Annotated in this window: 15 protein-coding genes and 1 tRNA gene; 9 read left to right on the forward strand and 7 right to left on the reverse strand. The window is 67.0% G+C overall.

Annotated elements, in window-relative coordinates; all coding sequences use genetic code 11:
* Positions 1–3 precede the first annotated feature (3 nt).
* From uxaC to J7500_RS18300, 5 genes are all read left to right on the forward strand, one after another.
* Complete coding sequence (gene uxaC, locus J7500_RS18280) at positions 4–1,452, forward strand: glucuronate isomerase (protein ID WP_294063531.1); 1,449 nt, start codon at positions 4–6, stop codon at positions 1,450–1,452.
* Positions 1,453–1,466: 14 nt separating this feature from the next.
* On the forward strand, positions 1,467–2,306 hold the full coding sequence (gene kduI, locus J7500_RS18285; protein ID WP_294063532.1) for a 5-dehydro-4-deoxy-D-glucuronate isomerase: 840 nt from the start codon (positions 1,467–1,469) through the stop codon (positions 2,304–2,306).
* Positions 2,307–2,441: 135 nt separating this feature from the next.
* Entirely contained in the window at positions 2,442–3,197 is a 756-nt protein-coding gene (gene kduD / locus J7500_RS18290; protein WP_294063534.1) for a 2-dehydro-3-deoxy-D-gluconate 5-dehydrogenase KduD, read from the forward strand.
* Positions 3,194–4,198: a sugar kinase gene (locus J7500_RS18295; RefSeq protein WP_294063535.1), complete on the forward strand. Its 1,005-nt coding sequence runs from the start codon at positions 3,194–3,196 to the stop codon at positions 4,196–4,198. Before kduD ends, J7500_RS18295 begins: the two co-directional genes overlap by 4 nt.
* Before the next feature lie 140 nt (positions 4,199–4,338).
* Positions 4,339–5,514 (forward strand): Yip1 family protein, encoded by a 1,176-nt coding sequence (locus J7500_RS18300; protein ID WP_294063536.1) that lies wholly within the window; start codon positions 4,339–4,341, stop codon positions 5,512–5,514.
* 176 nt (positions 5,515–5,690) lie between these two features.
* On the opposite strand, the gene J7500_RS18305 is transcribed toward J7500_RS18300, so the two are convergent.
* From J7500_RS18305 to J7500_RS18320, 4 genes are all read right to left on the reverse strand, one after another.
* Positions 5,691–5,766: transfer RNA gene (locus J7500_RS18305), tRNA-Thr, on the reverse strand.
* Between the two features lie 41 nt (positions 5,767–5,807).
* Positions 5,808–6,668 (reverse strand): hypothetical protein, encoded by an 861-nt coding sequence (locus J7500_RS18310; RefSeq protein ID WP_294063557.1) that lies wholly within the window; start codon positions 6,666–6,668, stop codon positions 5,808–5,810.
* Entirely contained in the window at positions 6,665–7,012 is a 348-nt protein-coding gene (locus J7500_RS18315; protein ID WP_294063537.1) for a hypothetical protein, read from the reverse strand. Before J7500_RS18315 ends, J7500_RS18310 begins: the two co-directional genes overlap by 4 nt.
* Entirely contained in the window at positions 7,005–8,339 is a 1,335-nt protein-coding gene (locus tag J7500_RS18320; protein WP_294063538.1) for a replication-associated recombination protein A, read from the reverse strand. The genes J7500_RS18315 and J7500_RS18320 overlap by 8 nt, the downstream gene beginning before the upstream one ends.
* A gap of 253 nt (positions 8,340–8,592) precedes the next feature.
* Here J7500_RS18320 and J7500_RS18325 point away from each other — a divergent pair, with 253 nt between their 5' ends.
* The 3 genes from J7500_RS18325 (at position 8,593) to J7500_RS18335 (ending at position 10,122) form a co-directional block, all read left to right on the forward strand.
* On the forward strand, positions 8,593–9,183 hold the full coding sequence (locus tag J7500_RS18325; protein ID WP_294063539.1) for a PadR family transcriptional regulator: 591 nt from the start codon (positions 8,593–8,595) through the stop codon (positions 9,181–9,183).
* Between the two features lie 65 nt (positions 9,184–9,248).
* Positions 9,249–9,572: a DUF2218 domain-containing protein gene (locus J7500_RS18330; protein WP_294063540.1), complete on the forward strand. Its 324-nt coding sequence runs from the start codon at positions 9,249–9,251 to the stop codon at positions 9,570–9,572.
* A gap of 148 nt (positions 9,573–9,720) precedes the next feature.
* Entirely contained in the window at positions 9,721–10,122 is a 402-nt protein-coding gene (locus J7500_RS18335; RefSeq protein WP_294063541.1) for a DUF6491 family protein, read from the forward strand.
* Between the two features lie 6 nt (positions 10,123–10,128).
* Here J7500_RS18335 and J7500_RS18340 read toward each other — a convergent pair whose 3' ends face one another.
* Positions 10,129–10,632, reverse strand: coding sequence for a hypothetical protein (locus J7500_RS18340; RefSeq protein ID WP_294063542.1), 504 nt, complete (start codon positions 10,630–10,632; stop codon positions 10,129–10,131).
* 217 nt (positions 10,633–10,849) lie between these two features.
* Between J7500_RS18340 and J7500_RS18345 the strand changes: the two genes are divergently transcribed.
* On the forward strand, positions 10,850–11,026 hold the full coding sequence (locus J7500_RS18345; protein WP_294063545.1) for a hypothetical protein: 177 nt from the start codon (positions 10,850–10,852) through the stop codon (positions 11,024–11,026).
* 108 nt (positions 11,027–11,134) lie between these two features.
* Here J7500_RS18345 and J7500_RS18350 read toward each other — a convergent pair whose 3' ends face one another.
* The gene (locus tag J7500_RS18350; protein ID WP_294063548.1) at positions 11,135–11,524 is read right to left on the reverse strand and encodes a VOC family protein; all 390 of its coding nucleotides are present in this window, start codon (positions 11,522–11,524) and stop codon (positions 11,135–11,137) included.
* 101 nt (positions 11,525–11,625) lie between these two features.
* Complete coding sequence (locus J7500_RS18355) at positions 11,626–11,853, reverse strand: hypothetical protein (protein WP_294063549.1); 228 nt, start codon at positions 11,851–11,853, stop codon at positions 11,626–11,628.
* Positions 11,854–12,080: the final 227 nt, after the last annotated feature.

A 12,080-nucleotide genomic window follows, 5' to 3' on the forward strand; every position in this document is an offset into this window, starting at 1 on the left:
TCAATGCCCAAGCCGCTGAAGCTCGATCCCGACCGGCTCTTCCCGGCAGAGGAGCGTACGCGCGGAATCGCGCGCGCGCTCTATGCCGAGATTGCACGCCTGCCGATCATCAGCCCGCACGGGCATACCGACCCGCGCTGGTTCGCCACCGATGAGAATTGGTCGAACGCGACCGAGCTGCTGCTCTCGCCCGACCATTATCTCTACCGCATGCTCTATTCGCAGGGCATCGCGCTCGACGATCTGTGCGTGCCGAGCAAGGCGGGGATGCCGGCGACCGATCCCCGGAAAGCGTGGCGGACCCTGGCGGAGAACTGGCGTCTGTTCCGCGGCACGCCGTCGTCGATGTGGCTGAGCCATGTCTTCGCCGAGGTGTTCGGGATCGACGTCCAGCTCGATGCCTCGACCGCCGATCTCTACTACGACACGATCAACGCGAAGCTGGCGACCGACGCCTTCCGCCCGCGCGCGCTGTTCGACCGGTTCGGGATCGAGTTCCTCGCGACGACCGAAGGGCCGCAGGACGACCTCTCGCATCACCATGCGATCCATAAGAGCGGCTGGCAGGGCAGGGTGGTCACCACCTATCGCCCGGACGCCGTGATCGACGTCGAGCACGAGCAGTTCACCGGGGCGATGCGCACCTTCGCCGAAGTGACCGGCGAGGACGTCTACAGCTGGGACGGCTATCTCGCCGCGCACCGCAAGCGCCGCGCCGATTTCCGTGCGGCGGGGGCGACCGCGACCGATCACGGCCATGTCACCGCCCAGACGGCCAACCTCAACCGTGACGAGGCCGAGCGGCTGTTCCGCACGATCCTGTCGGATCGCTGGACGCCCGCCGACGCGGAGCTGTTCCGCGCGCAGATGCTCACCGAGATGGCGGCGATGTCGGTCGAGGACGGGATGGTGATGCAGATCCACCCCGGCTCGTTCCGCAACCACAATGGCGGGCTGTTCGACAGCCACGGCCGCGACAAGGGCGCCGACATCCCGCTGCGCACCGATTACGTCAGCGCGCTCAAGCCGCTGCTCGACCGGTTCGGCACGAACACCGATCTTTCGATCATCCTCTTCACGCTGGACGAAAGCACGTACGCGCGGGAGCTGGCGCCGCTCGCCGGGCATTATCCGTGCCTCAAGCTCGGCCCGAGCTGGTGGTTCCACGACAGCCCGGAGGGGATGCGCCGCTTCCGCGAGATGACCACCGAGACGGCGGGCTTCTACAACACCGTCGGCTTCAACGACGATACGCGCGCCTTCCTCTCGATCCCCGCGCGGCACGACGTCGCGCGGCGCGTGGACTGCGCCTTCCTCGCGCGCCTGGTGGCCGAGGGCCGGATGCTCGACTGGGAAGCCGCCGAGCTTGCCCAGGAGCTCACCAACGGCCTCGTCAAGCGCGCCTACAAGCTTGAAACCCCCGCGCCGGCGCCCGTCGCCGCCGCAGCCTGACAGACGGAGCACATATGTTCGACCGTACTTACTACGCCACGCACCCTGACATGATGGAGTGCGTCTCGAACGAGGAGCTTCGGGACCGCTATCTGATCTCGGACCTGTTCCGCCAGGGCGAGTGCGTGCTCAACTACACCCATGCCGACCGCTTCGTGATCGGCGGCGTGCTGGCCGGCGCCACGCCGGTGAAGCTCCCCGACCAGACCGAGCCGGCATCGGCCGCCGGCCATCCGTTCCTCGAACGGCGCGAGCTGGCGATCGTCAATGTGGGCTCGGTCGAGGGCACCGTCACCGTCGACGGCGAGGCCTTCGCGCTGGGCAACAAGGACTGCCTCTATGTGACGATGGGCGCCAAGGAAGTGCTCTTCTCGGGCGACGGTGCCAAATTCTACCTCGCCTCGTGCCCGGCGCATAAGGCGTTCCAGACGCGCAAGCTCTCGATCGCGGATGCCAATGCGCTCGACCGCGGCAGCCTCGAGGAATCGAACGAGCGGACGATCTACCAGCTCGTCATCCCCGGCGTGTGCGACAGCGCGCAGCTGGTGATGGGCCTGACCGTGCTCAAGCCGGGCTCGGTGTGGAACACCATGCCCCCGCACGTCCACGAGCGCCGCAGCGAGATCTATTTCTACTTCGAGCTCGACGGGCCCAACGACCGCGTCTTCCATTACATGGGCGAAGGCGATGCCATGCGGCACATCGTCATGGCCAACGACGAGGCGGTGATCTCGCCGCCCTGGTCGGTCCACATGGGTTCGGGCACAAAGGCCTATGCCTTCATCTGGGCGATGGCCGGCGAGAACCAGGACTATACCGACATGAACGTGCTGGACATCTGCCAGCTGGCGTAAAAACTTCGTGCTCCCCCTCCCGCCTGCGGGAGGGGGTTGGGGGGTGGGCGCCCGCCCTCCATGAAATTCATCGCTCGCTGATAGCGGGCGCCCACCCCCCGGCCCCTCCCGCAAACGGGAGGGGAGGAGCATGGAATGACCAATCCCTTCGATCTCACCGGCAAGGTCGCCGTGATCACCGGCGCGAACACCGGCATCGGCCAGGGCATCGCGCTCGCGCTCGCTGCGGCGGGCGCCGACATCGCCGCGGTCGGCCGCACGCCGGCCGAGGAAACCGTCGAAAAGGCCCGCGCGCTCGGCCGCCGCGCCGAGATCATCTCGGCCGACCTTTCCACCATCGAGCCTGTGGGCAGGGTTGTGGACGAGGCTGTGGAAAAGCTTGGCGGGCTCGATATTCTCGTCAACAACGCCGGCATCATCCGCCGCAACGACAGCCTCGATTTCACCGAGGAGGATTGGGATGCGGTGATCGACACCAACCTCAAGTCTGTGTTCTTCCTCTGCCAGGCCGCCGGCCGTCACATGGTCGCCCAGGGCGGGGGCAAGATCATCAACATCGCGTCGATGCTGAGCTTCCAGGGCGGCATCCGGGTGCCGAGCTACACTGCGTCCAAGTCGGGGGTCGCCGGGCTCACCAAGCTGCTCGCCTGCGAATGGGCGGCCAAGGGCATCAACGTCAACGCGATCGCCCCCGGCTATATCAGCACTAACAACACTTCCGCCCTCCAGTCCGACGAGACCCGTAACCGTCAGATCATGGAGCGCATTCCGGCAGGACGTTGGGGTTCGCCCGACGATCTGGGCGGCGCCGCGGTGTTCCTCGCCTCTTCGGCGGCGGACTATGTGCAGGGCCATGTGCTGGCCGTCGACGGCGGATGGCTGGCGCGATGACGATCGCCTTTTTCGGCGAGCTGATGCTGCGGCTCTCGCCCCCGGGGCGCGAGCTGCTGCTCCAGACGCCTGTGCTGCAGGTGAACGTCGGCGGCGCCGAGGCCAATGTCGCCACCGGTCTCGCTTGCCTCGGCCACAAGGTCCGTATGGTCAGCGCGGTCGCCGACAATGTGCTCGGCGCCGCGGTGATCGGCGAATTGCGGCGGCGCGGGGTGGATACCGCTACCGTGGTTTCCGAGCCCGGCCGGCTCGGCCTCTATTTCCTCACGCCAGGCGCGGGGTTGCGTGCTTCTGAGGTTGTCTATGACCGCGCGCATTCGGTGTTCGCCGACCGCGCCGCCGATGCCTGGGACTGGGATGCCGCGCTCGACGGCGCGACTCGTCTCCATCTGTCGGGAATCACCCCGGCGCTCGGGCCCAACACCGCCGCGGCCGCCATTGCCGCGGCTGAAGCGGCGACCGCGCGGGGTATCCCGGTTTCCTTCGATGGCAATTATCGGGCCAAGCTGTGGGAGGCGTGGGACAGCGATCCGCGCGGCGTGCTCACCCAGCTGATCGGTCATGCCGACATATTGTTCGGCAACCACCGCGACGTCTCGCTGCTACTCGGCAAGAGCTTCTCGGGCGAAGGCTCGGACCGGCGGCGCGAAGCGGCCGAAGCCGCCTTCGCGGCTTTCCCCAAGCTTCAGCTCATCGCCTCGACCGCGCGTCATGTGCAGGACGCTGACAGCCACCGCATCGCCGCACGAGTCGATACGCGCGCGGGCGGGCACCAGACCGACGAGGTGTTGGTCGCCGGCATCGTCGACCGGATCGGCGCGGGCGACGCCTTCGCGGCGGGCGTTCTCCACGGGTTGTTGGAGGGTGGCGACGCGCGTGCGGCGGCCGAATCGGGCCTCGCGCTGACCGCGCTCAAGCATTCGCTCCCCGGCGACGCGAGCCTGTTCACGCGCGCGGACCTTGCCGCGTTCGACGCCGGCGGAATGGACGTTCGCCGTTAAATCTTTGTAGAAAGGCAAGTTCTCCATCGGATGCGGTGTTTAGCCCGCTGCATCCGAATGCTCCGTTTTGCCAATTCGGTATATCGGGTTAGGCTCTCCCTTGGGCAAATACCTGCCGGGGACTTGGGGAGGTACTATCGATGGAGACGAACGGAATAATCGAGCGCGCAAAGAATATTCTCCTGCAACCGAAACCCGAATGGGAACGGGTTGATGCCGAGCCGGCGACGATCGGCTCGATTTACCGCAACTATGTGATCTTCCTTGCAGCGATTCCGGCCGTGGCCGGGTTCCTGGGTTCGATTCTCTTCGGCTGGTCGGCGTTCGGTCTCACCTATCGCCCGTCGATCATCGGCGCCCTGTCGAGTGCGGTGATCCAATATGTGCTCGCGCTGGTCTCGGTCGCACTGATCGCGTGGATCATCAACGCGCTGGCGCCGACCTTCTCGGCTACGCGCGATCCGGTGCAGGCGTTCAAGGTGGCGGCCTATTCGGCAACCGCGAGCTGGGTGGCGGGCATCTTCGGCCTGCTTCCGCCGATCGGCTGGCTCTCGATCCTGGGACTCTACAGCCTGTATCTCCTCTATCTGGGGCTTCCGCGGCTGATGAAGGTGCCGGCCGAGAAGTCGGTGCCCTATCTCGCGGCGGTGATCATCGTCGCGGTGGTGGTGACGCTGGTGCTGGGGCTGCTCGCGGCGCCCGCCTCGCGACTCTTCCAGCCTTACCCGTCTGCGCTCGCCGAAGGTTCGGTCTCGGGCAATCTCTCCGTGCCGGGCGTCGGCTCGGTCGATCTCGGCAAGCTCGATGCAGCGTCGAAGGATCTCGAAGCAGCGGCAAAGCGTGCTGAAGCAGGGAACGCCAATCCGCCGAAGCTGGTCGATCCCGCCAAGCTTGAGGCGCTGCTGCCCGCGAGCATCGGCGGACTGGCGCGCAGCGGCGTCGAGAGCGCCTCGAACAGCGTTGGCGGCGTCGGCGCGGCGAGCATCGAGGCGCGCTACGGCAGCGGCGACGCAAATGCCGAGCTGACCATCACCGACATGGCCGGCCCGATGGGCGGGCTTGCCAGCCTGGGCGCGGCGCTCAACGTCGAATCGAACCAGAAAACCGAGACGGGCTATGAGCGCGTCGGCAAGGTCGATGGCCGCATGACCACCGAGAGCTGGGACGGGACCGCGCGCCAAGGCAAGTACGGGGTGCTCGTCGCCGAGCGCTTCATGGTCGAGGCCGAGGGCCGGGGCGTCGAGATGGACGCGCTCAAGGCGGCGGTCAGCGCCGTGAACTTCGGCGCGCTGGAGGCTGCTGCCGCAGCGCGGTGAGGGGCGAGGGGCGCGAGGTCGCGCCCCGCCGCCCGCGGTCGCGCTTCGCTCGATATAGTCATTTGCCCCCTCCACATCAGTTGATGCGGCGAGAACAAATTGAGAGCAAATCCTACTAGTCAAGCGAAACCGTTGGCGCGGTGGCACCAGGGGGGGCAATCACGAGGCTACGGAAATGGTGCCGGTTGCAGGAATCGAACCCGCGACCTTCGGTTTACAAAACCGCTGCTCTACCAGCTGAGCTAAACCGGCCCCGGGGCGAAGCCCCGTTTGTCTGGTGCCGCTCCCATGCTTCATGGAACGCCGAAGGTCCAGCCCTCGGTTCGGGCGAGTTCCGGGGTGAGGGCGGCGGGGGACCATAGTTCGTGCCGGCCGGCGGCGATGCGGAGCCAGGCGGCGGAGAGGATCGCGTCGGTGGCGTGGTCGTCGGTCCGGCTCAGTGGGCCGTGGGGTTCCGCACCAAAGGCGGCCAGCAGCGCGTCGAGCGTCGCGGCGTCGCGAATCTTGGAGATGCCCTTGCGCATCCCCGCCAGTCGCGCGGCGAGGGCGGTGTAGATCTCGACCAGCACCGGGCCGCGCTCCGGCACCGGATCGAAGGGCCAGAGCGGCACGCGGCCGCGCAGGCGGTGGAGCACGCGCATGCCGGTGAGGCTCGATTTGCCGACCTGGCTCGCGCCGACGAGGTTGAAGCAGCTGTAGGGTGAGAGGCGCATCGCCTCCTGACCGTGCTCGCAGACGCGGAAGCGGCCGCGGCCGGCGGGGAAGAGGTCGCCGCAGTCGCCGCGCTGGCGGAAGTGGCGGCGGGCGTCTGGGTGATTGACGAAGCCGGTGGCGGCGAGGTGCGGGTCGCCGGCGGAGAGCTCGTCGACCAGCTTCCACAGCGACGGGCCGTCGGGCGGGGACGCCTCCCAGCCGGGGAAATAGGCGCCTTCGTCGTGGAAGGGGAAGGCGGGGGAGAGGTCGAGGCCGATGAGGGCGCGGGTGCCCTGCGTGGCGAGCTCTCCGAGCCAATCGAGGATGTCCTGGCGCGACCAGTTGCGGTCGATCAGCACCGGTGCTGCGGTGCCCCCGGCCGCGTGGGCGACCGCGAGGCCTTTGGGACGCTCGACTGCCTGGCCGGACCAATCGACGGCGTAAAAGTCGGTGAAGTTCAGGGCCGTTCTTCCATACCAGCAGCGATGCGCTGGGGCTTCTTGGCGCGGTCCCACCAGGCCCGCTGGATGTAGAGCTCGATCCGGTCGCGGCTGGCGGTGCCGAAGCGGACGAGGAGCATCGGGTAATTGGCGTAGTGCGGGGTCTGCCAGAAGGTCTCGGGATCGGTGTCGAACAGCAGCTCCTTCTCAGGATGGGTGACCATCAGCCCGAAGCTGCCGGGCTCGCGGCTGCGCGACATGAAGCCCTTGCCGTTGATCTTGGGGCAGGGCGTGCCCCACCATTTCTCCATCACGACATCGGGGAGCGTGCAGGCATAGGCGCAGGCTTCTTCCCAATCACGCATCTCCGCCTCCCTCCCGCATCTTCTCGCGCATCGAATTCCACCAGGCGATGCGTTCGGACACGCGCTTCTCGTGGCCGCGGTCGGTGGGGGTGTAGAAGGTCTGGGGCGCCATTTCGGCGGGCCAGTAATTGTCGCCCGAGAAGCCGCCCTCGGCGTCGTGGTCGTATTGATAGCCCTTGCCGTAGCCGATCTGCTTCATCAGCTTGGTCGGGGCATTGAGGATATTGGCCGGCGGCATCAGTGAGCCGGTCTCCTTCGCCGAGCGCCAGGCGGCCTTTTGCGCCATGTAGGCGGCGTTCGATTTGGGAGCGGTGGCGAGGTAGAGGCAGGCCTGCACGATCGCCAGCTCGCCCTCGGGCGAGCCGAGGAAGTCATAGGTATCCTTGGCGGCGATGCACTGTACCAGCGCCTGCGGGTCGGCGAGGCCGATGTCCTCGACCGCGGCGCGGGTGAGGCGGCGCAGCAGATAGAGCGGCTCCTCGCCGGCGACGAGCATGCGCGCGAGATAGTAGAGCGCGGCGTCGGGGTCCGAACCGCGGATCGATTTGTGGAGCGCCGAGATGAGGTTGTAATGCCCCTCGCGATCCTTGTCGTAGACCGCGACGCGGCGCTGGAGGAAGTTGGACAGCGCGCCCGGATCGAGCGGTTCTTCGAAGCTGACCGAGAAGAGCGTCTCGGCCTGGTTGAGCAGGAAGCGGCCGTCGCCGTCGGCGCTGGCGACAAGCGCGTCGCGTGCCTCTGGGGTGAGGGGGAGGGGGCGGCCCTCGAGTGCCTCGGCACGGTCGAGAAGCTTGCACAGGGCGCGGTGGTCGAGCCGGTGGAGGATCAGCACCTGCGCGCGGCTGAGCAGCGCGGCGTTGAGCTCGAAGCTGGGGTTCTCGGTGGTGGCGCCTACCAGCGTCACCGTGCCGTCCTCGACATAGGGCAGGAAGCCGTCCTGCTGCGAACGGTTGAAGCGGTGGATCTCGTCCACGAAGAGCAGGGTGCGGCGGCCGAGGCGGGCATATTCGCGCGCCTCGGCGAAGACCTTCTTGAGATCGGCGACGCCCGAGAAGACCGCCGAGATGGCGACGAAGCGCAGGCCCACGGCATCGGCGAGCAGGCGCGCGATCGTGGTCTTGCCGGTGCCGGGCGGGCCCCAGAGGATGATCGACGAGAGCTTGCCCGCCGCTACCATCCGGCCGATCGCGCCTTCGGGGCCGGTGAGATGCTCCTGGCCGACGACATCCTCCAGCTGCTGCGGGCGCAGGCGATCGGCGAGCGGACCGCCGGGGGGTGTCTCGGCGGCGGGGGACTGTTGTTCGTCGGAGGCGAAAAGGTCGGCCATGGCTGTTTCTAACGTCTTCCGCGCGGCTTGTATCGATCGGGGGCGGCGAACTTCCCGAAGTTCGCGCATGTGCACCACTGCGGGGGCAGGGGGGAAGATAAAGCCGGAAGGGCGCAAGTGGCTGATTTGGCGAACATATCGGGAACAATGCATGGATTGGAGGCTGTAGGACAGCGAAAAGTTCATGCCGCTTGCAAAGTTGCTTTCAAGATATATCTTAGACCCATCACGACTCGCATTAAGGAGTACGAAAATGCGTTTTCATCATCATGGACCGCACGGCGGCCACGGCCGCCACGAGTGCGGTCCGCGCGGCTGGGGCCGCGGCGGCCCCTGGGCGATGGCCTGGGCGATGCACGAAGGCGGCCGGGGCGAAGGCCGCGGACGCCGACGGATGTTCGACGGCAGCGAGCTGCGGCTGATCCTGCTCAAGCTGATCGAAGAGAGCCCGCGCCACGGCTATGACCTGATCCGCGAGATCGAGGCGCGCTCGGGCGGCGCCTATGCCCCGAGCCCCGGCGTGGTCTATCCCACGCTGACCCTGCTCGACGACATGGGGCTGGTCGAGGCCAAGGCCGAGGGCACGCGTAAGGCGTTCGCGATCACCGAGGCCGGCACCGCCGAGTTGCAGGAGAAGGCCGAAGAGGTCGAAGCGCTGTTCGCGCGGCTCGCGGCGCTGGGCGAGCATCAGGCCCGCACCAGCGGCGGCCCGATTCGCCGTGCGATGGGCAATTTGCGCGCCGTGCTGCAGGAGCGGCTGGGCGGTTCGGAAGTTGACTCCGAGACGCTGCATGCCGTCGCCGACATCCTCGACGAGGCCGCGCGGAAGATCGAGCGGCTCTGAAGATGCCGCGACTGGAGATGCTGCGGCGCCGGCTGGGGCTGGCGCCGCAAGGGAAGGGAGAAAGCATGACGATCACCACCGCGAGCGCCACGACCCTGGTGCCGACCGAGCATGCGAGCCGCTATCTCCAGCAGCTCTGCAAGCATTGGGAGCATAACCTGCAGGTGGAGTTCACGCCCGAGAACGGCACCGTGATCTTCCCCAAGGATGCGCGCGGCGCGAACCACCCCGGCGATGCGGTGGTGACCTTCGACGTGGCCGAGACGGGGCTGGAGATACGCATCGACGCCTCGTCCGAGGAGCAGCTCGACGGGCTGAAGGGCGCCGTCGAGCGGCATCTCGATCGCTTCGCCTTCCGCGAAGGCGCGTTGCGATACGATTGGAAGTAAGGCGCCTATCCCACGGCGCACAGGCGGCCCGTCCGGCTGATCCGGGCGGGCCGTCATGGTTGTGACGTGCCCAAATTCGGGTTCTTCCCGATGGTGGGGCCCGCCCGGCCTCTCCTATCCTGCCGGCGACGGTAGAAGGAGAGCATTGATGGCAAGAGCATCAGCCTGGGCCGCCGCGACGATCGCGCTTCTGACCGCGGCGGGATGCGCCCCCGTCGAGCCGAGTCACAGCGGACCCCGCGAGCCGCGGCGATGTTTCCTGCCGCGCGAGGTGCGCAACTTCACCGCCGTGGACTCGACCACCGTCCACCTGCGCGTGGGCCGCGACATCTATCGCGTCGAGACCTTCGGGGTCTGCCCCGACCTCAACTGGACCAACCGCATGGCGATCCGGACGACCGGCGGCAGCTCGATGATCTGCGTCGGCTCCGGGCTGGGCGTGACGATCCTGACGCGCGGCCCCAGCGGCCGCCGGAGCTGCCAGGTCCGCTCGATCCGCGCGCTGACGCCCGAGGAGGTCCAGGGACTGCGCCCGCGCGACCGGCCGTAGCGGGAATTACTGGGTACGCGGGTCGCGCACCGCGCCGTCGCGCAGACGGACGGTGACGCGCGTGCGCGGGGGCACGCGCAGCACCACCTCCAGCCCCGCATCGACCAGCCAGAAGTCGCCGCGCACGTCGGGCGGCGGCAGGCATTCGGCCGACGTGAAGAGGTGCGAGCGCATCGGGTAGAGATCGGTAACCGCGATTGCCTGCGAATCCTGATGAAGGCGCAGCGTGATGCGCATGGCCTGATCGGGGCGTTTGGCGCGGACCATCATCCGGGAAGTGCCGTCGGCCGAGGGCTCGATGCGGACATCGGCGCGGATCAGGTCGAGCGTGATCGGCTGCGCGGGGTCCTCTGCGAGCGGTATCCACTGGCCCAGCTTGTCGCCGAGCGACAGCTCCTCGGTTCGCGTCGGGCCGGCAGCCGCCACGACAGGAAGCAGCAGCAGAAGGCCGGCGGAGAGTGCGGCAAGAGCCCTGGGATGATGGGCGCGGGGGTGAGGGTGTCGTTGCAATTTTCGCCTCCTGTTTCAGGAGGCGGCTTTGCGCGATTAACGTCGGACGGCATTCCGATTCGCGCGGTCAAATCCGATTGGCTGATCTGCATCAACACGAATATGCTCGTGTTGCGCGCGTGATAGGCGTAAGAAACCACTATTGGCGTGCCTAGTCTGAAGCACGACGTCAACAGACAGCAACTGGAGAGCTGCCGCTTTTATCGGAGGGCTTTCCATGCCCCAACAACATAGCGAACGCGAATATCTCGAGCATCGGCTGCGTACGAGCAAGCAGATGGCAGACGAGGCCTTGGATCCGGCGATCAGCCTGATCCATCAGCAGTTCGCAGCGGAATATGCCAAGCGGCTCGAAACGGACTCGATCGAGCTGGCGGAGCCGCCGCAGCGGTAGAAGCGGTCGGCCGGGGCCGGTTCAACGAGGCCCCCTGGACCGTAGGAGCACCTCTCGAACGATATCGTGACTGGGCCCCGGCCTTCGCCGGGGAACGGGTGGGTGTGTCTATTGGGTCTGATCCATCAGCCGCGACGGCCATCCGATGCGGACGAGGAGGCCGTCGGGCCCGGCGATCCCCACTTCGTAAAGCCCCCATTCGCGGTGGCGCAGCACGCCGCCGGGGCGGATGACCAGATCGTCGACGCGCGCGGCAATCGCCGCGACGTCGGGCGTGCGGAGATACACTCCGAACGGATTATGCTCGGCGGGCACGCGCCACGGGCCGGTTCCGGCCTGGGTGAGGTGCACTTCGCAGCCCCAGCCGGTCATGATGACATATTCGGGCGCGCCGCCCGCGCGCGCGAAGCCGAGGCGCTCCCAGAAGGCGACGGCGCCGGGCAGATCGTTGTTAGGCACGATGGCGAAGGCGCCGACGGTAGGGACGGTCTCTGGCATCGCTTGCTCCATGCTATCGGAGGGATGAGGCGGGGGATTCTAGGTCGTGAACCCATAAACGCCCGCCTCGGCGCAAGGGCTGAACGGCCGGGATCGGGTGGTTAGCTGCTGTTCGCCGGTATTCGAGGCCTGCGGTTGGCAGATGACAGGGCTTGTAGCACGACACAAGCGATGGCGCTGATGCCCATGGCGACGCCTGCAAAAATGGCGGTCACATAGATGAGCTCGTTTTCCATACGGTTTGAGGTGCTGCTGGCAATCATGACCGCCCAGATACCGAGCGAGATTAGCAGAGCCAGCCTCGCTGTTTTCAGTGCTTTCGACGTCATAGCCGCCTCCTGGCTCAAGAGCTTTATAGCAGCTTGGCCAACGACTGCTATCGGGGCGTTTCCTGCCGGTCCGCTTTTTGGCGTTCCTTTCCAGCCCGGAATATCCGGGATCGGGTGGAAAGCGGTCCGGCCCCTTTGGGGGCACAGGGCCGGAAAGTTGCCGTTCCCAGCCGTTCATTGCGAGATCGGGATCGGCGGACGCTCTTCAAAGTGGTCTGGGACAGTAT

Origin of the sequence: Sphingomonas sp. (genome assembly GCF_017744835.1) — a bacterium.
Lineage (GTDB): Bacteria > Pseudomonadota > Alphaproteobacteria > Sphingomonadales > Sphingomonadaceae > Sphingomonas.